At 58.9% G+C, this 22,413-nt stretch carries 22 protein-coding genes and 1 tRNA gene; 10 read left to right on the top strand and 13 right to left on the bottom strand.

Annotated elements, in window-relative coordinates; all coding sequences use genetic code 11:
- The first annotated feature begins 2 nt into the window (after window positions 1–2).
- On the top strand, window positions 3–917 hold the full coding sequence (locus VG146_09895) for an HAD family hydrolase (GenBank protein HEV2392661.1): 915 nt from the start codon (window positions 3–5) through the stop codon (window positions 915–917).
- Here VG146_09895 and VG146_09890 read toward each other — a convergent pair.
- The 6 genes from VG146_09890 to VG146_09865 are packed head-to-tail and all read right to left on the bottom strand — an operon-like array spanning window position 874 to window position 6,243.
- Window positions 874–2,007: a sugar phosphate nucleotidyltransferase gene (locus VG146_09890; GenBank protein ID HEV2392660.1), complete on the bottom strand. Its 1,134-nt coding sequence runs from the start codon at window positions 2,005–2,007 to the stop codon at window positions 874–876. The genes VG146_09895 and VG146_09890 overlap by 44 nt on opposite strands.
- The gene (gene trpA / locus VG146_09885) at window positions 2,004–2,804 is read right to left on the bottom strand and encodes a tryptophan synthase subunit alpha (GenBank protein HEV2392659.1); all 801 of its coding nucleotides are present in this window, start codon (window positions 2,802–2,804) and stop codon (window positions 2,004–2,006) included. Before trpA ends, VG146_09890 begins: the two co-directional genes overlap by 4 nt.
- Window positions 2,805–2,837: 33 nt before the next feature.
- The gene (locus tag VG146_09880) at window positions 2,838–3,644 is read right to left on the bottom strand and encodes a type III pantothenate kinase (GenBank protein ID HEV2392658.1); all 807 of its coding nucleotides are present in this window, start codon (window positions 3,642–3,644) and stop codon (window positions 2,838–2,840) included.
- Window positions 3,641–4,621 (bottom strand): biotin--[acetyl-CoA-carboxylase] ligase, encoded by a 981-nt coding sequence (locus tag VG146_09875; protein ID HEV2392657.1) that lies wholly within the window; start codon window positions 4,619–4,621, stop codon window positions 3,641–3,643. The genes VG146_09880 and VG146_09875 overlap by 4 nt, the downstream gene beginning before the upstream one ends.
- 3 nt (window positions 4,622–4,624) lie before the next feature.
- Window positions 4,625–5,500: a carboxylating nicotinate-nucleotide diphosphorylase gene (gene nadC, locus VG146_09870; protein ID HEV2392656.1), complete on the bottom strand. Its 876-nt coding sequence runs from the start codon at window positions 5,498–5,500 to the stop codon at window positions 4,625–4,627.
- Between the two features lie 17 nt (window positions 5,501–5,517).
- Window positions 5,518–6,243: an acyloxyacyl hydrolase gene (locus VG146_09865; GenBank protein ID HEV2392655.1), complete on the bottom strand. Its 726-nt coding sequence runs from the start codon at window positions 6,241–6,243 to the stop codon at window positions 5,518–5,520.
- Window positions 6,244–6,406: 163 nt separating this feature from the next.
- Between VG146_09865 and VG146_09860 the strand changes: the two genes are divergently transcribed.
- The 4 genes from VG146_09860 to VG146_09845 all read left to right on the top strand — a co-directional run bounded on the left by VG146_09860 (window position 6,407) and on the right by VG146_09845 (window position 11,527).
- Window positions 6,407–7,837, top strand: a complete 1,431-nt coding sequence (locus VG146_09860; protein HEV2392654.1) for a Gfo/Idh/MocA family oxidoreductase — start codon at window positions 6,407–6,409, stop codon at window positions 7,835–7,837.
- Window positions 7,838–7,921: 84 nt separating this feature from the next.
- Window positions 7,922–9,349, top strand: coding sequence for an NAD(P)H-hydrate dehydratase (locus VG146_09855; GenBank protein HEV2392653.1), 1,428 nt, complete (start codon window positions 7,922–7,924; stop codon window positions 9,347–9,349).
- Between the two features lie 71 nt (window positions 9,350–9,420).
- Entirely contained in the window at window positions 9,421–11,310 is a 1,890-nt protein-coding gene (locus tag VG146_09850) for an ABC transporter ATP-binding protein (protein ID HEV2392652.1), read from the top strand.
- A 4-nt stretch (window positions 11,311–11,314) separates the two neighbouring features.
- Window positions 11,315–11,527 carry a DUF2905 domain-containing protein gene (locus VG146_09845; GenBank protein ID HEV2392651.1) on the top strand — a complete coding sequence of 71 codons (213 nt, stop codon included), beginning with the start codon at window positions 11,315–11,317 and terminating at the stop codon, window positions 11,525–11,527.
- Window positions 11,528–11,630: 103 nt separating this feature from the next.
- Here the strand turns inward: VG146_09845 and VG146_09840 are convergent, their stop codons facing one another.
- From VG146_09840 to ilvE, 4 genes are read right to left on the bottom strand one after another with little or no spacing between them, the layout of a single operon-like run.
- Window positions 11,631–14,132 (bottom strand): ATP-dependent Clp protease ATP-binding subunit, encoded by a 2,502-nt coding sequence (locus VG146_09840; GenBank protein ID HEV2392650.1) that lies wholly within the window; start codon window positions 14,130–14,132, stop codon window positions 11,631–11,633.
- 28 nt (window positions 14,133–14,160) lie between these two features.
- Complete coding sequence (locus VG146_09835; protein HEV2392649.1) at window positions 14,161–15,267, bottom strand: protein arginine kinase; 1,107 nt, start codon at window positions 15,265–15,267, stop codon at window positions 14,161–14,163.
- 2 nt (window positions 15,268–15,269) lie between these two features.
- Window positions 15,270–15,779, bottom strand: coding sequence for a UvrB/UvrC motif-containing protein (locus tag VG146_09830; GenBank protein HEV2392648.1), 510 nt, complete (start codon window positions 15,777–15,779; stop codon window positions 15,270–15,272).
- A gap of 7 nt (window positions 15,780–15,786) precedes the next feature.
- Window positions 15,787–16,659 carry a branched-chain-amino-acid transaminase gene (gene ilvE / locus VG146_09825; GenBank protein HEV2392647.1) on the bottom strand — a complete coding sequence of 291 codons (873 nt, stop codon included), beginning with the start codon at window positions 16,657–16,659 and terminating at the stop codon, window positions 15,787–15,789.
- 102 nt (window positions 16,660–16,761) lie between these two features.
- Between ilvE and VG146_09820 the strand changes: the two genes are divergently transcribed.
- A tRNA-Glu gene (locus VG146_09820) sits at window positions 16,762–16,836 on the top strand.
- Between the two features lie 3 nt (window positions 16,837–16,839).
- Window positions 16,840–17,040, top strand: coding sequence for a hypothetical protein (locus VG146_09815; GenBank protein ID HEV2392646.1), 201 nt, complete (start codon window positions 16,840–16,842; stop codon window positions 17,038–17,040).
- A gap of 28 nt (window positions 17,041–17,068) precedes the next feature.
- Here VG146_09815 and VG146_09810 read toward each other — a convergent pair whose 3' ends face one another.
- Together VG146_09810 and ndhC are read right to left on the bottom strand one after the other, a co-directional pair.
- Window positions 17,069–17,326: a hypothetical protein gene (locus VG146_09810; protein HEV2392645.1), complete on the bottom strand. Its 258-nt coding sequence runs from the start codon at window positions 17,324–17,326 to the stop codon at window positions 17,069–17,071.
- A 232-nt stretch (window positions 17,327–17,558) separates the two neighbouring features.
- Entirely contained in the window at window positions 17,559–17,945 is a 387-nt protein-coding gene (gene ndhC, locus VG146_09805) for an NADH-quinone oxidoreductase subunit A (protein HEV2392644.1), read from the bottom strand.
- 175 nt (window positions 17,946–18,120) lie between these two features.
- Between ndhC and gmd the strand changes: the two genes are divergently transcribed.
- Together gmd and VG146_09795 are read left to right on the top strand one after the other, a co-directional pair.
- Window positions 18,121–19,134 carry a GDP-mannose 4,6-dehydratase gene (gene gmd, locus VG146_09800; GenBank protein ID HEV2392643.1) on the top strand — a complete coding sequence of 338 codons (1,014 nt, stop codon included), beginning with the start codon at window positions 18,121–18,123 and terminating at the stop codon, window positions 19,132–19,134.
- 12 nt (window positions 19,135–19,146) lie between these two features.
- Entirely contained in the window at window positions 19,147–20,598 is a 1,452-nt protein-coding gene (locus tag VG146_09795) for a PhoPQ-activated pathogenicity-related family protein (protein ID HEV2392642.1), read from the top strand.
- 42 nt (window positions 20,599–20,640) lie between these two features.
- Here VG146_09795 and VG146_09790 read toward each other — a convergent pair whose 3' ends face one another.
- Window positions 20,641–20,892 carry a hypothetical protein gene (locus VG146_09790; protein HEV2392641.1) on the bottom strand — a complete coding sequence of 84 codons (252 nt, stop codon included), beginning with the start codon at window positions 20,890–20,892 and terminating at the stop codon, window positions 20,641–20,643.
- 144 nt (window positions 20,893–21,036) lie between these two features.
- On the opposite strand from VG146_09790, the gene VG146_09785 reads away from it, so the two are divergent.
- A complete protein-coding gene (locus VG146_09785) occupies window positions 21,037–22,392 on the top strand; it encodes a Gfo/Idh/MocA family oxidoreductase (GenBank protein ID HEV2392640.1) in 1,356 nt (451 codons plus the stop codon).
- Window positions 22,393–22,413: the final 21 nt, after the last annotated feature.

Below are 22,413 nucleotides of genomic sequence, written 5' to 3'. Positions count from 1 at the left end.
CCTTGCCGGAACATCGCCACATTACGACACAACCTTATCAAACCACGAACCAATTTGGCGGCAGGGTCGAGTTCAGCTCGGGCTTTGCCCCAAGGCCTTGCATCAGCCACATCCTGTTTGATTTCGATGGCACTCTCTCTTTGATCCGCGAGGGTTGGCCCGAGGTAATGGCGCCGATGTTTGCTGAGTTTCTGCCGGCAATCCCAGGCGAGAGCGAGCAGGCTCGCCGCCGGCTTTGCAACGAGGATATCATGCGCCTCAACGGCAAGCAAACCATCTACCAGATGATCCAATTGGCCGAGCGGATTAAAGAGCGGGGCGGCGCGCCGCGGGACCCCCTTTGGTACAAGCACGAATACCTTCGCCGGTTGGACGAGCGGATTCGCCACCGGCTCGAGGGCCTGCGCAACGGTGCGATTAAACCGGACGATCTGCTGGTTTATGGAGCCGGTCCCTTTTTGGAACTGCTCCGGCGCGGCGGATTTCATCTTTATCTGGCCAGCGGCACCGATGAGATATTTGTGAAACAAGAGGCTGAGCTGCTGGGCCTGGGGCCTTTCTTTGGACCGCACATCTACGGCGCGCTGGATGATTACAAGCAATTCTCGAAACAAAAGGTCATTCGGCGCATTTTACGCGATAACCAAATCGATGGGGGTCAATTGGTTTCCTTTGGCGATGGGTATGTTGAAATCCAAAACACAAAAGAAGCCGGGGGCCTGGCCATCGCCGTTGCCAGCGATGAAGCCCACAATGGCTCTGGCAGGTTCGATGAATGGAAATATCGCCGCCTCTTAGGAGTCGGAGCCGATGTGGTCATCCCGGATTTCCGCGATGCGGAAGCGTTGCTGAAGGAAATCGTGGGCCATGCCCCTATACCAATTTCTTCAGCTTCGGGTCCTGGGCCAGTTTCTTGACCAATTCTTTCACCTTTTGAGCTTGGGTCTTGTGCGCCAGGAGCGTGGCGTCATCGGTCTGGACCAGGATTGAATCCCGCAAACCGACTACGGCAATTGGGGTGCGCCGCTCTTTGCTGCGCGCATCAAAGATGATGTTTCGAGCGCCGTCCACATGGATGAACTCGCCCACGGCGCAATTGCCTTCCGGGTCGGCTTTCAGATGCCGCCCCAGAGCAGTCCATGACCCAAGGTCATCCCACTCGAAGGCGCCGTCGGCCACGACGACATTCTGGGCGTGCTCCATCAGCGCATAATCAATCGAGATTCTCTTAAGGCCAGGGTAATCCTTGGCCAAGGCGCTTTTGAGTTTTGCGGGGGTTGCGGCAAGCTTGAACCAGCGCTGGCAGGCGGCGTACATCTCGGGCTGGTGCTTTTGCAACCCCTCAGTAATGGTGACAAAGGACCAGAGGAACATCCCGGCATTCCAGCGATACCGGCCACTGTTGACATACTCGAGGGCTTTGTCAAAGTGCGGCTTTTCCACGAATTGTTCGGCGCGGAAGAATTGGGTTTTATAGCCCTTGACACCCTGAGGCGGCGGCAAGGCTTCGCCGACCCGGATGTAGCCGTAACCGGTAGCCGGCTCGGTCGGCTGGATGCCTATCGTGACAATGGCCTGGCCTCGGCCGGCCAAATCAAAGGCATCGGACAGAACCTGCTGGAATTTCTTCTGCTCCGGAATGACGTGGTCGGCAGGCAGAACGGCCATCACCCCGGTGGTCGAGCGCGCGCCCACTAATGCGGCGCCCAGCGTGACAGCGGCGGTGGTGTCGCGGCCTACCGGCTCGGCAATCACATTTTCCTTGGGCAGTTTTGGCAACTGCTTTCGCGCTTCCGGCGCCTGCGTCTCGTTGGTAATCACGAACACGTTGCGCAGGGGGATAATGGGCAGCACCCGCTCGACGGCCTGCTGAAGGAAGGAACCCCCTCCCAGCAATGATAAAAGCTGCTTGGGTGTCTTCTCCCGGCTTACGGGCCAAAACCGCTCGCCTTTTCCCCCGGCCATAATAATTGCAAAGCGATCCGTTGTGTTGATCTTGCCTTTCATGAATTCTTGACCCCTTCCATCAAGGATTTTACAAACGCGGCTGTGCGCTCGACCAGATTAAACGCACTGCCATGCAGCGCGATCTGGTTGACAATAGCGCTGCCGACCACTACCGCCTGCGCGTTCTGCGCCACCAGGCGCGCCTGGTCCGGCGTCGAGATGCCAAATCCCACCGCAATGGGTAAATGGGTGTGCGCGCGGATTTTGGCCGTCATTTGTGCAATGCTCTCGGCTACTTTGGCCTGCATTCCGGTGACGCCTTCGCGCGAGACGTAATAAATGAAGCCTCGCCCCCGTTTAACGATGAGAGCGATGCGCTCATCGGGGGTTGTGGGGGCAACCAGATAGATGTTGGACAAGCCATGGCGCTGCATCAGAGCCTCATAATTATTGCTCTCTTCCGGCGGCAAATCCAGGACCAGCATACCGTCCACACCCGCTCTGGCGGCATCATGGATAAACCGCTCGATGCCATGACGGTGTACCAGGTTGAAATAGATATAGAGCACGATGGGGATGGCGGACTCCTTCCGAATTTGACCCACCAGTTCCAGGACCTTTGGAGGCGTGGTGCCGGATGCCAGCCCGCGCTGGGCCGCCAGTTGGTTCACCAATCCATCGGCCAATGGATCGCTGAAGGGGACACCCAGTTCGAGAACATCCACCCCAAGCCGATCAAACGCCAGCCCCAGTTGGCGCGTCGATTCGAGGTCGGGGTCCCCTGCCCCGATATAGACAATAAATCCCTTTTGCCCTGACTTTTCGAGCCGGGCGAATCGTTCCTCAATGCGATTCATGCCCGCGAAGTTTCAGGGTTCAGCTTATGTGTTTCAAGCGGGAAAGGGTCCCGACTTCTCAGTGCCCGAACCTTTGTGCGATGAATGCCAGACCAGGCGGAGGCCCTCGAGCGTCAACTCCGGTTCGACGGCGCTGATTTCCGGCATGCGCGAGGCCATGAGGCACCCATAACCGCCTGTCGCAACGACGGGCAGCCGCGGCGCCTTCAGTTCGCGCCTGAGTTCCCGGATTAATTCCCGGACCAGGCCGCGGTAGCCGTGAACGGCCCCAATGAGCATTGCTTCCTTGGTGCTCTTGCCGATAACTGGCTCAATCTCGCGGATTTCGATTCGCGGCAGCAGGGCTGTTTTTTCATGCAAGTACTCGGTCATCGCCGCCAAGCCCGGCGCGATGATGCCCCCGGCGTAATTGCCGGCCCGGTCCACCACATCGAATGTAACCGCCGTCCCGAAGTCCACCACAATCACGGGGGCCCCGAAGCGGTGGTGGGCGGCCACGGCATTGGCAAGGCGGTCCGGGCCGATGGTGTGAGGTTGAGGGTAATCGATTCCAATGCCGGCCAGGGTTTTTTCTGTCAGCTCCAATGCTTCAACGCCCCACGTCCGCTTAAGCATCCGCGCGGCGAGCGGCGTGGCCCGCGGCACAACGCTGCACAAGGCCGCCCCGCTAAATTGCGTGGCGCCGGCAAATCGGGCTGCGGCTTTAACGGCAGGCCCTTGAAACCAGTCTGCGGTCGATATAGTGGCTTGCTTAATCACCCGCTCGCCGTTGGCCAGGCCCAGGTGGGTATGAGTATTGCCAATGTCGAGCAGAAACAGCATGGGGCCGGTTGCTTTCACGCCTCGAGCGTCACGTCTCCTCCCACGACTCGCTCGAGGTGGCCGTGCTCGCTGCGCAGCAGCAGCTCGCCATCTTCTCCAAGCGATTCGGCCCGCCCGTGCAGTTGGCGCTGCCCGCTTCGAATGGTGACCTGCCGGCCTATGGTGCTACAGCAGGCCTCCCACTCATCGGCCACCTTGGCGAAGGCTCCCGAAACAACGCGCTCGTAATCGCTATCCAGCTCTCGCAGGATGGCCACCGCCAGTTCCGCCCGATCTATCGCGCTGCCCAACTCTGCCTTGAGCGACGTTGCACGGCTGCTCAGGTCCTTGGGGAAACCCTCCGTATCCACATTAACATCGACACCGATTCCCAGGATTAGGTAATTGACTCGATCGACTTCCGCGTTGAGTTCGGTAAGGATTCCGGCGACCTTTTTGCCTCCCAGGAGAATGTCGTTGGGCCATTTGACCTGAGGGTTGAGCCCGGTTTGCGCGACAATGGCTCGCCTCAGAGCCGTGGCGGAGGCCACTGTCAAGCGGGTGGCTTCCTGGGGGCGCAAGGCTGGCGTGAGCAGAATCGAAAACCACAGACCCTGACCGGCGGGGGACATCCATTTTCGTCCCAGCCGCCCGCGGCCTTTGGTCTGCGTCTCGGCGAAGACGGCGACGCCTTCCTTGACACCATCACGGGCGAGCTTGTCCACGACATCGTTTGTGGAAGTCGTTTTCTGGAAGACATAAATCTCGCGCCCGATCACGCGCACTGAACCCAGCCGCGCGGTTAAATCGTCCGCGTGCAACAGGTCGGGAGCGCTCAGGAGCCGGTAACCCTGGTGCGGGCTGGCTTCGATTTCATAACCCAAGCCGCGCAAGGCCTCGATGCGCGCCCAAACCGCAGCGCGGCTGACGCGCAGTTTCTGCGACAATTCGGTTCCGGAAACCGCCTCCCGCTCGCCGCGGCGCAGGGCATGAAGAATCTGAGCATCGAGGGACATGGCTCAACCTTTCAGTGGTCCGGACTCAAAGTCCAATCCAATGTCCACAGCCCGGGCCGAATGTGTCAATGCGCCGATCGAGATGAAATCGACGCCAGCCTCCGCAATAGCCCGAACGCTGGCAAGGGTGACTCCCCCGCTGGCCTCGGTTTGCGCGCAGCCTCTGCATTTCTGGACTGCCAGCCGGAGTTGGACCAGGTTCATATTATCCAGCAGGATGAGGCGCGCCCCAGCCTCGAGCGCTTGCTCGACCTGTTCGAGGGTGTCGGTTTCCACCTCGATCTGGAGCTGCGGATAAGAAGTCCGCGCGCGTTGCACTGCGGCGGCAATGGGGTTGGGCAACTCACCCGCCAATGCGGCCAAATGGTTGTCCTTGATCAAGACCATATCATAGAGCCCCAATCGATGGTTGCGCCCGCCGCCGCAACCCACGGCGTACTTCTCGAGGCGGCGCCAGCCCGGAGTGGTCTTGCGCGTATCCAGGATTTGGGCGGAGGTTCCTTTGAGTTGCTCGACGAACTGGGCCGTCAAGGTCGCAATGCCGGAGAGCCATTGCACAAAGTTCAAGGCGATACGTTCGGCGCTCAACAGCGGTTGGGCCGGCCCGGAGAGACGCAAAATCGATTCTCCGGCATCGAGTCGCTGGGCATCCTGTGCCTGGCGTTCCAGGAACACGGCTGGGGAAAGATGGCGAAAAGCCGCTTCGGCCAGAGGCAGACCAGCCAATACCAAAGGCTCACGCGCGCGCAACACGGCGCGCGCAATGGTATTCTCGGCAACGGTTGCCAGTGTCGTGACATCCCCTTCGCCGATGTCCTCGCTCAAGGCGAGTTCGACAGCGGAGTGAATCTCTTGGTCAGTGAGCGCGTTGACACGCACAAAACGAAACTGTCACGTTAAAACCACCAGGCAACTCCAACGAGCAACGTGCTATTGTTGACCCCAAGGTTGGGGGATTCCATGCCTGCATTGGACAGGTGCATCATGCGGTATTGGGCGGTCAGCGCGGCGTGATCGCACAAAAACCAATGGACCCCTGCGCCGAATTGGAGATTGAATTCAAATGATGTGCTTAAATCGCCGTTGCGGATGTCTGTCCCGCTGACGCCCGCCCCGATGTTGACGAAAGGGACCAACCGCGTTCCGGTGGCGAAATCGTAGCGCAGGAGCGGGGCTGCCCCAAAAAGGTAGGCATGATTCGGATGAAACTGGAAACCGCCGAACACATCGGCCATCAGTTCCCAATTACCGCAATACCAATGGCCATTGCCGACCACATCCGTCAGCACCCATCCATAATCGACCGCGCCCAAAACCCAGTCGTGGTACTGGCGCGTGCCGAAGATAGCCATGCCCGCTCCAGCGCCGGATGACAACTCGAGTTCATGGGCGCCGCGGGTGAATCCCTCGCCGACCTCCCCCGCCCACAAAGAGGGCGCCGGAGTGGAAAGAGCTTGCTGCGCGCTTTCCTGCGCCAATGTGACCGGAGGGCCTGCGAGCACCAGGGCAGCCACCACCACAATAAGAACCAGCAGTGAAGATGTGCCAGGAGCCACTGGCCGCGGCTCACTGCAATAGCCGGTCTTTGTGTGGACAAGGTTTCCGCGCCATGGTTTGGCCATAACATGCATAGGTTTTCCACCGATGAAATTCCGTAGTTCGCCTAGTGTACTTGAGGATGGCTTTTTGGCAAATCCTCTTTGCGCCAAGGCTCTTTACGACCTTTACGACTGTCCGGGGAAAAATAATCTTGTAACATGCCGGTTTTCGCGTAGGAAAAGACTTATGTTGAAAAACGATTCCATCCGCGCCTCCTCCCTCACCCGTCGTCAGTTCCTTTATTATTCGGCTTTGGCTGCTGCCGGGGCCAGCACGTTGAGCGGCTACGCCAAACCACAGCCGCGCATGCTCAGCCCAGGGGACAAACTGCGCATCGCGTGCGTGGGCACGGGCGGCAAGGGCCGCAGCGACATCCAGCACTGCAGCCATGAAGAGATTGTTGCCTTGTGCGACGCCGATGAGCATATGGCCGCGCGGTCGCGGGAGGCCCATCCCAACGCCAAATTTTATTCCGACTGGCGGCAGATGCTTGATAAAGAGCACAAGAACATCGACGCCGTCACGGTATCGACACCCGACCATTGCCACGCCCTGGTTGCCTCGGCGGCCATTAAACTGGGCAAACATGTGTATTGCCAGAAGCCCTTGACGCAACGGGTCTATGAGGCGCGCTATTTGCGCAAACTGGCTAAAGAATATGGTGTCGTGACGCAAATGGGCAACCAAGGCAGTTCCGAAGACGGCTTGCGCCGGGCCGTGGAAGTGGTTCATGCGGGAGTGATCGGAAATGTGAAGCAGATCCATGTCTGGACCAACCGCCCGATTTGGCCGCAGGGAATACGCCGGCCAGAGGGGGAAGACCCCGTGCCGCCGAATTTGAAATGGGACTTGTGGCTGGGACCGGCGCCCGCGCGGCCATTCAAAGACGGGGTATATCATCCGTTTAAGTGGCGCGGCTGGTTCGATTTCGGCACCGGGGCAATGGGCGACATGGCCTGCCACACGGCGAATATGCCATTCCGCGCGGCCAAACTGGGTTACCCGCGTCTTATTGAGTTGGTCGATCATTCCGAGTTGAATCCGGACACTTACCCCAAGACGGCCAAAATCCGGTTTGTGTTTCCTCCTCGCGAAGGGCTGCCTGAAACGGAATTCTTCTGGTATGACGGCAATCCGCAGGACAAGACCTGCACCCCGCTGCGCCCCTCGCCAGAGTTGACCAGCAGCATTAAGGAAATGTTGGATAAAGTTCCCTCGAGCGGTTGCCTGCTCATCGGTGAGAAAGGCCAAATCTTTTCGCCCGACGATTACGGGGCGCGTTTCTTCATCAAGCTCAATGACGAAAAGGAATTTGTGAATGGCAACAATCATGAGGCGGCCAAAGCGGTCCCGGAGACACTGCCGCGCAATCACCTGGCCTCGGACGCCGATGCCAAGCAGCACCTCGAGTGGATCGAGGCCTGCAAAGGCGGCCCAACGCCCTACTCGAATTTCGAAATAGCGGGGTACCTTACCGAGATTATTCTCCTGGGATGCGTGGCGCTGCGAGTCGGCAAACAACTGGAATGGGACGGACCCAACATGCGCGCCACAAACGCGCCTGAAGCCGCCCAGTTCGTGACACGCCATTACAGGAAGGGTTTTAAGCTGGCCTGAGAAGGTGCGGTATCTTTGGTCACGGGACCTGCACCTCGCTTTGGAACTGGCGAAGCTTAGGGAAATCGCGTGTATTGTTAATTCATGGGGCTGCCTGTCATTGCGGTCGAGCAAATGCGGGACTGGGAAAGGGCCACCTGGGCCGCCGGCCAGACTGAGGCGGAGGTCATTCGCCGCGTGGGCCGGTGTGTGGCCCGGCGCGCACTGAGCCTGACCCGGCCGGCGGACTTGGTTTTGATCCTCGCCGGCAAAGGCCATAATGGGGAGGACGCCCGGGGGGCCCGCGAGCTTCTGGGCGAGAGGCGGGTGGATGTGCTCGAAGTGACGGAGCCTGCCGCCGACCTGCCAAAGCTGGATGCCCTGCTTTCCTTGAAGCCAGCGCTGGTCATTGATGGCCTTTTTGGAATTGGGATAAACCGCCCGCTCTCGGCTGAATGGATTGCCCTGATCCAGCGGGTGAACGAAGCCCGACGGCCTGTCCTGGCTGTGGATGTGCCTTCGGGGTTGGATGCCAATACCGGCCAACCGCATGGAGGAGCGGTACGGGCATCGGTGACGCTGACGGTTGGGGCACCCAAGGTGGGAATGCTGCAGGAATCGGCGTGGCCATTCGTGGGGCAACTCGAAGTGGCCCCCGACGTCGGCCTGGTCCCCTGCCCTCTTTCGGGCGAGCTGCAATGGACCTTGCCTGGAGACTTTGAGGCCTTCCCTCCGGCCCGCTCTGCGGCGACTCACAAAGGAAGCTACGGACATCTCCTCATTATTGCGGGCAGCATGGGCTACCATGGGGCGGCGGTGCTGGCTGCCCGGGGCGCCCAACGGGCGCAACCGGGGTTGATTACCCTCTACACGATGGAATCGGTATATCATTCTGTGGCCCCGCAATTGCAGGCCGTGATGGTGTCCCCATGGCGGATGGAGTCGAAATTGCCCAACTTTTGGGATGCGGTCCTGGTAGGCCCCGGGTTGGCGGCCACTGAGATGCCAGACCAATTGAAGACTCAGGTGCGCCATCTTTGGCGGGATTCGCCGGTGCCGGTGGTGGTGGATGCCAGCGCCCTAGACTGGCTGCCGATGGAATCCCCCCCCAAAACCGGCATCCGGGTTATCACTCCGCATCCGGGCGAAGCGGCGCGATTGATGCGAGCCACGCCGGCCCAAATGCAATCGAATCGGTTGCAGTCCCTGCGGAATGTGTCGAAGAGATTCGGCAACTCGTATGTGGTGCTCAAAGGCCATCAAACCCTCATTGGCCGCAGCGCCGGCGAGGTCTATGTGAATTGCTCCGGCAACCCGCATTTGGCGCAAGGCGGGAGCGGCGATGCGCTTTCGGGGTTTCTCGCGGGTTTGCTGGCCCAACCAGCGATGCAGGCGGACCCGTTGCAGACAATCCGCTATGCGGCATGGCAGCACGGCGCCACCGCCGACGCTCTGCAGGCCACAAGCCGCAATTGGGTCGTGGAAGATTTGGTGGCGGCTTTGGGGAGCCAGGCGCCGCGAGCGCACCCCTAAACTCGTCGTACTGGGAATTCCCTTCATCGCCCGGCTTGTCCCAAAGCCTTTTTTGGCCAATAAATAAGGGGATGCATCACATGGCACATGGAGACCCAACGTTTCAGGCCAGGTCGCGCACGACTTGGGAAGTCCTGAGGCGTGTTGCCCGCTATTTGCGTCCTTACAAACTGATGGCCGCCGGGAACATTGGTTGCGCGCTCCTTTCATTGGGCTTTGCGCTCGCCTATCCCAAGCTGACGCAATTTGTCATAGATGATGTCATCGGCCACAAGCGCATTAACCTCCTGATGCCGATGATGCTTGGGCTTCTGGGCGCATTTCTCTTGCGGGACCTTTTCAACAGCCTTCGTCTGTGGATCAACAACACATTCGAGCAGAATGTCATCTATGATATGCGCCGGGATGTGTATGCCCGCCTGCAGCGGCTGCCGGTTGGCTATTTCGACCAGCGCGCCTCGGGCGACCTCATGACACGCGTCATCGAGGATGTTAACTCCGTCGAGCGCGTGCTCATTGACGGGACGGAACAGGGAACGGTTGCGGTTCTGGCGATCATCGGGGTGGCGACGATCATGTTCACGACCAACTCGACGCTGGCGTGGGTGGCGTTGATTCCGCTGCCCTTGCTGAGCGCAGGCGCGCTCTGGTACACCCTGACAGCCCATCGCCGCTACCGCGCCCAACGGCTCGCAGCCAGCGCCATGAACGCGCTGCTAATGGATAATCTCCAAGGGGTCCGCCAGATCAAGGCCTTCCACCGGGAGGACCACGAGGATGCGCGGTTCGACCAGCGAGCGGATGACCTGCGCAAGGGAAGTCTCGGGGTCATGCGCGTCTGGGCAGCCTATTCGCCCGCGATGAGCTACGCCGGCGCCCTGGGCCTGGTCCTGGTCCTGTGGGTTGGGGGCCGGCAGGTGCTGGCGGATCACCTGACGCTGGGCCAGCTCATCGGCTTCATGTTTTACCTCGCCCTTTTCTATGAACCTGTCGCCCGGCTTCATGGATTGAATCAAATGGTCCAGGCGGCGCGCGCGGCCGGTGAGCGTGTGTTCGACATTTTGGATACAGCCGAGGAACGAGCGGCGGGCCAAACCAGCGCGCTTCCTTCCCAAGCAGAAACCAGCCCTGCCCTGCAGGCGCCTGGGACAAAGCTCGGGATTGAGCCGGGCGGTCGAGAAACCCTCCGCAACCCAGTTCGCGGCGAGGTCGTTTATGAAAACGTGGCATTCGGCTACAACCCCGAGCGCGTAGTGCTGCACGGGATTTCGTTGCATGCCCGGCCCGGAGAAATGATCGCGCTGGCTGGGCCTACCGGCGCGGGCAAATCGACATTGGTCAATCTTTTGCCGGCCTTTTACGAAGTCACTTCGGGCCACATCCTGATTGATGGGCAGGATATTCGCGGGATTTGCCTTGAATCGTTGCGGAGCCACATCAGTGTCGTCAGCCAGGAGGCATTCCTCTTCAACGGCACGGTGCGCGAGAACATCCTGTTTGGGCGGCTGGATGCGACCGAGGAGGAGCTGCTGGCGGCGTCGCGCGCAGCCAACTGCCATGAATTCATCAGCCGGCTGCCGCAAGGGTACGAGTCGCGTGTTGGCGAACGGGGCGTGAAGCTCAGTGTGGGAGAAAAGCAGCGCGTGAGCATCGCCCGTGCATTGCTCAAGAACGCGCCGATACTTATCCTGGACGAGGCCACCGCCAGTGTGGATACGGCGACCGAAAAGCTCATCCAGGAAGCGCTTGAACGGCTCCTGGCTAATCGCACCAGCTTCGTCATCGCTCATCGCCTGAGCACGATTCGCAAAGCCGACCAGATACTCGTCATGCGCCAGGGCCAGATCATTGAGCGCGGCACACACGATGAACTGGTCTCGGGCAGCGGGCTCTACAGCAAATTGGCTCGGATTCAAAGCACTGCGTTGATTGAAGAAACACTCGAAATGGTCGAGGGTTGATTCAATGAATGAGTTGGGCAAGTTTCTCGTGATAGCCGGACTGGGCTTGGCGGCGCTTGGGGTTTTGCTCTGGACCGGTTTTGGCCGTGGTTGGTTGGGACGGCTTCCGGGCGATATTAATTACACGAAAGGAAACTTCACTTTCTATTTTCCAATTGTGACCTGCATTTTGGTGAGCCTGTTCCTGACACTGATCCTATGGTTGTTCCGGAAGTGACAAGACTTATTAGCCGCAAAGGAACGCAAGGAACACAAAGAGGGAAATAATAAGGACCCTTTGCGATCTTTGTGTTCTTTTGCGGCTGGGTCCCTATTTCGACCTAGCTCGAAAGGGCGGCGCCCTCGGTTTGGGCTTTTTGGGAGAAGACCAGGCGGTCTTTATCCACGCTCACAAGGATCGGTTCGCCTTCGTGGAAGGCGCCTTTGAGGATTTCTTCGGCCAAGGGGTCTTCGAGGAAGCGCTCGACGCCCCTACGCATTGGGCGGGCGCCGTATTGCGGGTCGTAGCCGCGGGTGACCAGGAAGTCTTTGGCGCCCTCATCGAGTTGCAGCACAATGTTGCGGGCCTTAAGCCGATGCATGACTTTGTTGATTTCGAGGTCGAGAATCTGGATGAGGTCGGGCTTGGTGAGGGCGCGGAAAACGATGATGTCGTCCAAGCGGTTGAGGAACTCGGGGCGGAAGGTCCTTTTGGCCTCATCGAGGATCTTCTCGCGCATTCTCTCGTAACTGTTCTCGTCGGAAATGGGCGAAAAACCCATGGTAGATTGTTTTTTGATTGTGTCGCTGCCGACGTTGGAGGTCATCAGGATGATAGTATTCCTGAAATTGACGACCCGTCCGATGTTATCGGTCAGCTTGCCCTCTTCGAGAATCTGCAGGAGCAGGTTCCAGACATCAGGATGGGCCTTCTCGATTTCGTCGAAGAGAACCACGGAATAGGGTTTGCGGCGGACCTGTTCAGTGAGCTGGCCGCCTTCCTCGTAACCGACATAGCCCGGAGGGGAACCGATCAGGCGCGAGACATTGAATTTTTCCATGTACTCGCTCATGTCGAGTTGGATGAGGGCTTTGGAATCGCCGAATAATTGTTCGGCAAGGGTTTTGGCCAGCAACGTCTTGCCGACCCCCGTAGGGCCGAGGAGGGCAAAGGTGCCGATGGGGCGGCGCGGGTCTTTGAGATCGGCGCGGGAGCGGCGAAGGGCTTTGCACATGGCGGAGACGGCTTCTTTCTGGCCGATGACGACCTTGTCCATCTCGGTTTCGACCTGCATCAGGCGCTGCATTTCGCCCTGCTCCATGCGCTGGAGGGGGATGCCGGTCCATTTGGAGACGACATGGAGGATGTCCTCTTCATCGACCTTGACGCGCTTTTCCTCGCGGGCGGTGCGCCACTCTTTCAAAACGGTCTCGAGCTTTTCCTTGGCTTGCTTTTCTTTGTCGCGCATGGCGGCAGCGCCCTCGAAATCCTGGTTCTTGATGGCGCGCTCTTTCTTGGCCTTAATTTCCTCGATGTCGCCTTCGAGGACCTTGACTTCAGGCGGGCGGGTCATGGTGCCGATGCGGGCGCGGGAGCCGGCTTCATCCATGAGATCGATGGCCTTATCCGGGAGGTACCGGTCGGTGATATAACGGTCGGAGAGTTTGACAGAGGCTTCGATGGCCTTGTCAGTAAATTCGGCTTTGTGGTGCTCTTCGTATTTGGGTCGGAGCCCCTTGAGGATGAGGATGGCCTCATCGATGGAGGGTGCTTCGACCTTGACGGCCTGGAACCGGCGTTCGAGGGCGGCGTCTTTTTCGATGTATTTGCGGTATTCGTTGAGGGTGGTGGCGCCGATGCACTGGAGTTCACCGCGGCTGAGGGCGGGCTTGATAATATTGGAGGCATCCATGGTGCCTTCGGCGGACCCGGCGCCGACAATGGTATGGAGCTCGTCAATGAAGAGGATAATGTTCTTGGAGCGGCGGATTTCGTCCATGACGGCTTTGATGCGCTCTTCAAACTGGCCGCGGTATTTGGTGCCGGCGACCATGAGGGCGAGGTCGAGGGTGATGACGCGTTTGTCCCGAAGCAGTTCGGGGACATTGCCGGCGGCGATTTCCTGAGCGAGGCCCTCGACGATGGCGGTTTTGCCGACACCGGCCTCGCCGAGGAGGACGGGGTTGTTTTTGGTGCGGCGGCAAAGGATTTGGATGACGCGTTCGATTTCGCTCTTACGTCCGATGACGGGGTCCATCTCGCCTTTGCGGGCGATATCGGTGAGGTCGCGTCCAAAGGCCTTGAGGGCCGGGGTTTTGATTTCGCCCTTCTTCTCCGGGGCCGGCTTTTCGGAAGGAGATTCAGCGGAGCCGGATTCTTCCTGGGCGGCGAAATTGGGGTCGAGTTCCTTGAGGATTTCCTGACGGGTCTGTTCGATATCGACGTCGAGGTTTTTGAGGACGCGGGCGGCGACGCCATCACCTTCGCGCAGGAGGCCTAAAAGGATATGTTCGGTGCCGACATAGGTATGGTTAAGGGCCTTGGCTTCTTTGGCGGCGAGGGCGAGGACCTTTTTGACACGCGGTGTGTAAGGGATGTTGCCGATCATTTTTTGGTCAGGCCCGGTGCCGACCTGCTTCTCGACTTCCATGCGGACGGTTTCCAGGTCGAGGCCAAGTTTCTGGAGGACGTTGACGGCGACGCCCTGGCCGAGTTTGATAAGGCCCAGGAGGAGGTGCTCGGTGCCGACGAAATTGTGGTTAAACCGGTCAGCCTCTTTGCGGGCGAGTGCGAGGACCTGTTGGGCTCGCGGGGTAAAATTGTTCATCGCTTCTTCGCTCATAATACTACTGATCAAAATGCAGCCAATTCTACTGTTTGTCCAATCCGCCGCCCGGCGGGGCGGGTGGCCTGGCGACCGGGCGGCTGATAGGTTTAAGGCGTTCGCGCACCATATCAGCGCGGAGCAAGTCCCGTTCCTCGGCAGAAAGTTTCTCAGAATGCTGTTTCTGGAGATGGGCCGGCTGGGTGAGAATGAATAACTCATCAACCAGCGAGCGGTCCATGCCTGGAAAGAGGCCTAAATCGACGCCCAATCGCATCAAAGATAGCAGGTTCATGGTTTCTTTCGAGGAAATACTGTGGGCATTGGCCAAAATACCATAGGCACGGCCAATATGGTTGAAGACGACCTTGGGCTTTTTCTCGAGCAGGGTGGCGCGGGCGTTTTCCTCATGCTCGATAATCTGGGCGAGGACCTTTTCGAGGCGCTCGACGATGGCGGATTCGGACTCGCCGAGCGTCATCTGATTGGACACTTGGAAGACATTGCCCAGGGCTTCGGTACCCTCGCCATAAAGGCCGCGGACGGCCAGGCCGAGTTTATTGACCGACTGGATGATGGGGTTGATCTGTTCGGCCAGGACCAGGCCCGGGAGGTGGAGCATGGCGCTGACGCGGATGCCGGTGCCGATATTGGTTGGGCAAGCGGTGAGGTAGCCCAGCTCGGGGCTGAAGGCGAATTCGAGTTTTTTTTCGAGGGCGGAATCTGCCTGGTCGATGGCGGCCCAGGCCTGGCGAAGCTGGAGTCCATGGCGGAGGGACTGCATGCGGAGGTGGTCCTCTTCATTAATCATGACGCAGAGGGTTTCGTCGTGATTGAGGACGATGCCGCTGCCGGCGCTTTTGGCAGCGTGCTCGCGGCTAATGAGGTGGCGTTCGACCAGGATATTCTTTTCCAGTGTGGTCAAGGTATCCATGGCCTCCGAGAAGGAATCTTTCATTTCGGGCAGACCTTCGATGGCCGGGCGGATGAGTTCCAGGACGCGGACACGTTCGGGCTTTTTAGCCCAGCCAGGGAACGCGGCGTCTTTGATATTGCGCGCGAGGCGGATGCGGCTGGACATGACGATGCGGTCGTGGGGGCCTTTGCGGCGGGCGGTATCGGCCGGCGGGGTGAGGAACTGGTAGAGGTCCATGATTAACTGGGAGCGGAGGTGGTGATGCGGGCCTTGGCCTGCTTGAGTTCATCGCGCAAGATGGCGGCTTCCTCGAAGTCTTCGTCCTGGATGGCCTTGTTGAGGCGTTTTTCCAGGAGCCGGACGCGGTCGGAGAGGTCGCGGGTGTGGCGGAAGGATTCAGGGATTTTGCCCGTATGGCGGGTGCCCTTGTGCATGCTTTTGAGGAGGGCTTCCAAAGGTTCGGCGAAGGTCTTGTAGCACTCGGGACAGCCCAGGCGGCCAGCCTTTTTAAAGTCAGCCTGGGTGAAGCCGCAGCGAGGGCATTTGAGTTCGGCGCCCCCGGCGGCCTGTTCGATTTCCTGCGCGGCGCCCAGGCCCAGGAGCAGGTCGGCCAACGAGAACCCGGTGGGGTCGTTGACGCCCTTGGTCTTGGCGCACTCTTCGCACAGGTCCACCTTTTGCATTTTGCCTTCGGCGATCTGGGTCAGGTGGACCTTGGCTTCTTTTTCCTTGCAGATGCAGCACAACATAAAATCTCTACTCGTATATCGGCTCGCCGGAGACTTTCGTCAAGGCATGGTATTGGGCCACCAGGCGGGCGGTGATGGGGCCGGGTTTGCCGGGACCGATCGGGCGGCCATCGATTTTAACGATGGGCAGGACTTCGGCGCCGGTGCCGGTCAGGAAGCACTCATCGGCGTTAAAGAGGTCGTAGCGGGTGAGGTTGGGTTCGCCGATTTTGAGGCCGGACTGTTCGGCGATATCGAGCACAATGCGGCGGGTGATGCCGTAGAGAGCGCCGGCGGAAAGGGGCGGGGTGAGCAAGGCGCCGTTTTTGATAATGAAGATATTATCAGCCGTGCATTCGGCGACAAAGCCCTCGGCATTGAGGAGGAGGGCCTCTTCACAACCGGCGTTGTTGGCCTCGATTTTGGCGAGGATGTTGTTGAGGTAATTCAGCGATTTGATGGCGGGATTCAAGGCGCTGTGCAGATTGCGCACCGTCGGGACGGTGACAATGGCCATTCCCTTTTCGTAAAGCTCGGGCGGGTAGAGCTGAATCTTGCCCGCAATGATGATGACGGAGGGATTTTTGCAACGGTTCGGGTTAAGGCCGAGGGTGCCGCAGCCGCGGGTGACGACCAGGCGGATATACCCGTCGCGGAGTTTGTTGCGCCGGCAGGTCTCGATGACGGCTTGCATGAGGGCGGCGTGGGACATGGGGATGCCGAGTAAAATGGCCTTGGCGGAGGCGAACAGGCGGTCGATGTGCTCATTGAGCTGGAAGACGCGGCCATTATAGGCGCGGATGCCCTCGAAGACGCCGTCGCCGTAAAGCAGGCCGTGGTCGAAGACGGAGACGCGGGCGTCCGCTTCGTTAAAATACTTGCCATCGATGAATATCTTCATGTCTAAGCCGCGTGAAACCTAAGACAAAGCAGGCTGATAAAGCAACAGGATACTATTTACGTGACAGAAAGCGGCTGAGGATTATATTTCGGGCGCTCAAACGACCCTATCGTCTAGCGGTTAGGACACCGCCCTTTCACGGCGGTAGCAGGGGTTCGATTCCCCTTAGGGTCGCCAATTTTGCCTCTGAGCGGTGGGGCGTTGTCTTTTGCGATGGCGCCTGTGACGCCAGGTGTCCACGACAAGGAACAGGAAGACCACGAAACCGAGGGCGAGCAAGATGATCGCGGCTGGTTTGTTCTCCCAGAGAGTTTGGAAACTTCTGGAGACTTCCTGCAAATCCATGCAGAGCTAATCTACACCAAGGGCGGGCAATTATGAAGGGCCAGGATGAGGAAAGAAGGGCGGATTACTGGCGAAACGAGAGGACGTGGATAGGGTTTGGTTGCTCAGGGTTGGGTGTGGGTGCCTCGTACCGAGGTTCCGTCGGGAAGGGTGCGGCGCCGTGTTGGGGTCCAGCGGCCAGGAGTTCATGGTCGATGTCGGGGTATTCGGTGTTGAGTTCCTCGACGAGTTGGGTGGCTTGTTCAAGATCGAAAAGTTTGGTGCCCTTGCCGGCGCGTCCGTTGACTTTCGATTTCCATTTGATCACGTATTTATTCGTCATAACCGCTCTGCTATAAACCAGAATGGGAAGGAGTTAAGTGGGTGGAAACCCGTGTATTTTGGGGGGAGATGCCGCAAAAGAACTCATAGAACGCAAAGAGAAGGGAGAAGGGAAAACCCTCTGGGGACCGCGTTATGCGCCTTGGGCCTTGGAAGGGGCTGAGCGATTACCCTCAACTTCTTTGCGATCTTTGCGTTCTTTCGCCGCGAATGATCGCCCCTTTGCGGCGCCTTCAGTGCTTCCAATCGAAGGCGCCCTTTTTGAGGGCGTAGAGGTAGCCCACGAAAAGGATGCCCAGGAAGGAGAGCATCGAGCCGAGGATGACACCGGGATTTTCCGTGAGCATCTGTTTGTAAATGACAGCCCAGGGATAGAGGAAGACCACTTCGATGTCGAAGAGGATGAAGAGCATGGCGACAAGATAAAAGCGGATGGAAAGCCGGGTGTTGCCAGGGCCGACGGGGAGCATGCCGCATTCGTAGGGGGTGTCTTTGATGGGAGGGCGCTTGCCCTTTTTGCCCAGAATAACGGAGCCCACAAGCATCCCCGCCGAAAAGAGGACGGCCAGCACCCCGAGCATCAACACCGGAAGGTATTGGAGCAATTGCGACTGTTCCATCAGAGGAATGTAAGAGGGGGAAAGGTCGTGGCAAGCGCAAAGCCGCACAGAGGGGGTAATTATCAGCCGCAAGAGAGTGCAAAGAACGCAAAGGAGGGGTGCCTTAAAACCCGGTTTGCACGTTCAGGCATTTGCGGGCTTGTGTTGGGAGAGGGGCTTGCTAAAGCTACTGGCCATGGCCAAAAAGGCGTTAATAACCGGCATCACCGGGCAGGATGGGTCGTATCTGGCCGAGTTGCTGCTGGGCAAAGGCTATGAGGTCCATGGCATTATCCGCCGCGCCAGCACGTTCAACACAGGCCGCCTGGAGCCCATTTACCAGGACCCCCATTCGGGTCGCAGCCGGCTGTTCCTGCATTACGGTGACCTGAGCGACGCCAGCGGCGTGGCGCGCTTGATTGGCAAGATTCAACCGGAGGAGGTCTATAACCTGGCGGCCCAGAGCCATGTGCGCGTGAGTTTCGACAGCCCGGAGTACACGTCGGACATCACCGCCACCGGCACGGTAAGGCTGCTGGAGGCCATACGCGAGACGGGCATTCGCCCGCGGTTTTATCAGGCCTCATCGAGCGAGATGTTCGGCATGGCGCGCGAGGTGCCGCAAACCGAGAAGACGGCTTTTTATCCGCGCAGCCCCTACGGCTGCGCGAAGCTGTTTTCTTATTGGATAACGGTCAATTACCGCGAGTCCTACGGGCTGCACGCCAACAACGGCATTTTGTTCAATCATGAATCACCCCGGCGCGGAGAGACGTTTGTGACGCGCAAGATCACGCGGGCGGTGGCGCATATCAAGGCAGGTCTGGAAAAGAAATTGTTTCTGGGCAACCTGGATGCCAAGCGGGACTGGGGCTACGCGAAGGAGTATGTCGAGGCGATGTGGCTGATGCTGCAAAAGGATAAAGGCGACGATTACGTCATCGCCACTAATGAAACGCATTCGGTGCGGGAGTTTTTGGAAGTGGCCTTCGGTCATGCGGGCTTGAACTGGGAGGAGCACGTCGATATCGACCCGCGCTATTACCGGCCAGCCGAGGTGGATTTGCTGATTGGCGATTACAGCAAAGCAAAGCGTGAATTGGGTTGGGCGCCAAAGACACGTTTTGCGGACCTCGCCCGGCTGATGGTGGATGCGGATATCGAGTTGTTGAAACGCCATCGGGCCGGGCAGATCAAGGTGAGCAGTTAAACGGGGTTTATTATGAAAGAACAAAGTCCAAGATGCTGGCGCGCAGTCGTGGCGATTGCGGCGCTGTTGCTCGCAATGGGATGCTCGAGGCCGGCGACGGCGCCTCCGACTGGTCCACAGATTACCGCGGCGGCGGCGCCGCGAGAAGAACGGACGGCTTTGGACGACTATGTTGCCGCGCCGGATACGAATTATAGTTTTCACCTGCTAAAGACCGTGCCTGGCGCGGGGCAGACCACATTCATCCTGGAGATGACCTCGCAGGCCTGGTTGACCACCAACCAGGTGGACCGTCCACTTTGGAAACATTGGATGATCATCGTGCGTCCCGAGACGGTCCAAAGTTCGAAGTCGCTCTTGTTCATTGACGGAGGCGCCAATGACCGGCCGCCGCCAAAAGGGGCCGATGGCAACCTCCTTCGGATCGCGCTGGCGACCCATTCTGTGGTGACCGAACTGCGGATGGTCCCCAATCAGCCCCTGGTATTCGCCGGAGAGACCCAGAGGCGCACGGAGGATGCAATCATCGCCTATACGTGGGATAAGTTCCTACGCACTGGCGATGCCAAATGGCCGGCGCGCCTGCCGATGACCAAAGCCGCGGTGCGCGCGATGGACACGGTGACGGCGTTTTGCTCCGGGCCCGAGGCCGGCGGGCTGAAGCTGGAGAAGTTCGTGGTGGCGGGGGCCTCAAAGAGAGGCTGGACGACTTGGACCACCGCGGCGGTGGACAGGCGAGTGATCGGGATTATCCCGATTGTGATTGACCTGCTGAACATCGAGCCCTCGTTTATGCACCATTACGCGGCTTATGGGTTCTGGGCGCCGGCGATACAGGATTATGAGCGCTTTGGCATAATGGATTGGACCGGCACGCCCCAATACCACGCCTTGATGGACATTGTGGAGCCCTATTCTTATCGCCGGCGTTATACGATGCCCAAGTTCCTGATCAACGATACAGGTGACCAGTTTTTCCTGCCGGATTCATCGCAGTTTTATTTCAAGGACCTGCCGGGAATAAAGTACCTGCGCTACATCCCCAATACGGACCATTCGCTCCGAGGGTCGGATGCGCCCGAAACGATATTGGCTTGTTACCATGCCCTGCTCTATGGGGATGCCCTGCCCCGCTTCTGGTGGGAACTGGAAAAAGACGGCGCCATTCGCGTGACGACGCAGACCGCACCCTTGGCCGTAAAACTATGGCAGGCCACCAACCCCGATGCCCGGGATTTTCGCCTCGAAACTTTCGGCCCGCACTGGGAGTCCTCAGACCTCGCGCCGCAGAGCGAAGGGGTTTATGTGGCGAAAGTGCCTGAGCCGGCGAAAGGTTGGACCGGCTTTTTCGTGGAGCTGACTTTTCGCAGCGGGTGCCAGGCGCCTTTCAAATTCACAACGCAGGTGCGGGTGGTGCCGGACAAGCTGCTGTACCATTGGCAGCGAACAGGCCCACCTCCCTGACCCTCTCCCCGCAGACGGGGAGAGGGAACCTGGCTGCGCGCGCTACCTTGCCCGGCTCCTGCGGTTCAGGCGGGAAAGCATCACGCTGCGAATGGTTCCTTTGAGCAGGCGTTGGGCGCGAGCCAGGGCGTCATCCAAACGCGCGCATTCTTCGAGTTCCTCTTCATCGAGAGGAAATTTGCCAATCAGGATTTGGGCTGACCTGCTGCATTCGGCGCGCATGGCATCAATTTCAAAAGCGAGCCGGGCGGTCCGGCCAATCGGAAGTGTAGCGTGTCGTTTGGTTGATCTCACGCTTTAGAATTAACCAGACCCCAATGGATAGCATTCGGAAGCGGTCTGATTTTGAGTTAGGTGTTTGTCTGACAAAAGAGTGTTTTGAGAATGGCCTGACTTGTCCTCGCGCTCATTCTCATTTACCCTGGGGACCACCCGAATATGAATGCCTCGTACAAAAAACTCTCGCGTCGCAGTTTCCTGTTCACATCGACTGCGGCAAGTTCGTTTCTGCTTCTGCCCAGCCACGTGGCGTTGGGCGCTGGTGAAAGCTCTCCGAATAATAAGCTCAACATCGCCGGAGTGGGCATTGGCGGCCAGGGCGGCAACGACATCGACGAAATGAGCAGCGAAAACATCATCGCCTTATGCGACGTGGATCAGGATCACGCGGCGCACACTTTCAACAAGTATCCAAAGGCAAAACGCTACAAAGATTTCAGGGAGATGCTGAATAAGGAGAAATCCATCGACGGTGTGGTCATTGGGACGCCGGACCATAACCATGCCATTGTGTCGATGGCGGCCATTAAAAGCGGCAAGCACGTCTATTGCGAGAAACCCCTCACGCGCACCGTGTATGAGGCGCGAGCAGTGGCCAAAGCGGCGCGCGAGGCCAGGGTAGCAACGCAAATGGGCAATCAAGGCATGGCATTCGAGGGCAATCGCTTGATCAACGACTGGCTTTGGGACGGGGCAATTGGAGCGGTCCGCGAGGCGCATGTGTGGTCCGACCGCCCGACGCATCGAGGAAAAATGCCGCTGTGGTGGGCTCAAGGCATCGAGCGGCCCAAAGACACCCCCCCGGAGCCGGAGTCGCTCGATTGGAATTTATGGCTCGGCCCGGCCCCATACCGGCCTTACAACCCAGCTTATGTGCCGTTTCGATGGCGTGGCTGGTGGGACTTCGGTTCAGGCGGGCTGGGCGATATGGGTATTCACAACTTGGCGCCGGTCTTTTCTGCCCTCAAGCTTGGCCCGCCCACAACCATCCAGGCCAGCTCGACGCCTGTCTTTGCCGAAAGCGTCCCGGTAGCGGCGATGGTCCATTATGAATTCCCGGCGCGCGGCGAACTGCCCGCTGTCAAACTCCATTGGTATGATGGCGGGCTGCTGCCGGAGCGCCCAGCCGAGTTGGAGCCCAATCGCGAACTGGACCCCGAAGACGGCATCCTGTTCGTAGGCGACAAAGGCAAAATGCTCGTCACCGGCTGGGGCGGAGAGCACCCGCGGCTGTTGCCCCATTCGCTGGATCAGAGCTACCGGCGACCGCCCAAAACGCTGCCCCGTTCCATCGGCCATTACAAAGAATGGATCGAGGCCTGCAAGCATGGCTCGCCCACCCGTTCGAACTTCGATTTTGCGGGGCCACTGACTGAAGCGGTCCTGCTTGGCAGCGTCTGCATCCATAACGGGGGCGATAAGCTGGTTTGGGACAGCGCCGATTTCAAAATCACAAATGATCCGGACGCAAACAAGCTCCTCCATTACGAATATCGCAAAGGGTGGACGTTGTGAGCTGAAAGCGCCTCGCAGGAG

It is taken from the genome of Verrucomicrobiia bacterium, assembly GCA_035946615.1.
In the GTDB taxonomy this organism is placed as follows: Bacteria; Verrucomicrobiota; Verrucomicrobiia; order Limisphaerales; family UBA8199; genus DASYZB01.
The sequence above is the reverse complement of the archived record's forward strand: the minus strand, read 5'-3'. Positions and strand labels throughout refer to the sequence as shown.

Bases quoted from the DNA above. Each gene is read 5' to 3' on its own strand.
- VG146_09890 (HEV2392660.1), bottom strand. From the start codon at position 2,007: ATGAAAGGCAAGATCAACACAACGGATCGCTTTGCAATTATTATGGCC.
- trpA (HEV2392659.1), bottom strand. From the start codon at position 2,804: ATGAATCGCATTGAGGAACGATTCGCCCGGCTCGAAAAGTCAGGGCAA.
- VG146_09875 (HEV2392657.1), bottom strand. From the start codon at position 4,621: ATGTCCCTCGATGCTCAGATTCTTCATGCCCTGCGCCGCGGCGAGCGG.
- VG146_09865 (HEV2392655.1), bottom strand. From the start codon at position 6,243: ATGGCCAAACCATGGCGCGGAAACCTTGTCCACACAAAGACCGGCTAT.
- VG146_09860 (HEV2392654.1), top strand. From the start codon at position 6,407: ATGTTGAAAAACGATTCCATCCGCGCCTCCTCCCTCACCCGTCGTCAG.
- VG146_09855 (HEV2392653.1), top strand. From the start codon at position 7,922: ATGGGGCTGCCTGTCATTGCGGTCGAGCAAATGCGGGACTGGGAAAGG.
- VG146_09850 (HEV2392652.1), top strand. From the start codon at position 9,421: ATGCATCACATGGCACATGGAGACCCAACGTTTCAGGCCAGGTCGCGC.
- VG146_09845 (HEV2392651.1), top strand. From the start codon at position 11,315: ATGAATGAGTTGGGCAAGTTTCTCGTGATAGCCGGACTGGGCTTGGCG.
- VG146_09840 (HEV2392650.1), bottom strand. From the start codon at position 14,132: ATGAGCGAAGAAGCGATGAACAATTTTACCCCGCGAGCCCAACAGGTC.
- VG146_09835 (HEV2392649.1), bottom strand. From the start codon at position 15,267: ATGGACCTCTACCAGTTCCTCACCCCGCCGGCCGATACCGCCCGCCGC.
- VG146_09830 (HEV2392648.1), bottom strand. From the start codon at position 15,779: ATGTTGTGCTGCATCTGCAAGGAAAAAGAAGCCAAGGTCCACCTGACC.
- ilvE (HEV2392647.1), bottom strand. From the start codon at position 16,659: ATGAAGATATTCATCGATGGCAAGTATTTTAACGAAGCGGACGCCCGC.
- VG146_09810 (HEV2392645.1), bottom strand. From the start codon at position 17,326: ATGACGAATAAATACGTGATCAAATGGAAATCGAAAGTCAACGGACGC.
- ndhC (HEV2392644.1), bottom strand. From the start codon at position 17,945: ATGGAACAGTCGCAATTGCTCCAATACCTTCCGGTGTTGATGCTCGGG.
- gmd (HEV2392643.1), top strand. From the start codon at position 18,121: ATGGCCAAAAAGGCGTTAATAACCGGCATCACCGGGCAGGATGGGTCG.
- VG146_09795 (HEV2392642.1), top strand. From the start codon at position 19,147: ATGAAAGAACAAAGTCCAAGATGCTGGCGCGCAGTCGTGGCGATTGCG.
- VG146_09785 (HEV2392640.1), top strand. From the start codon at position 21,037: ATGAATGCCTCGTACAAAAAACTCTCGCGTCGCAGTTTCCTGTTCACA.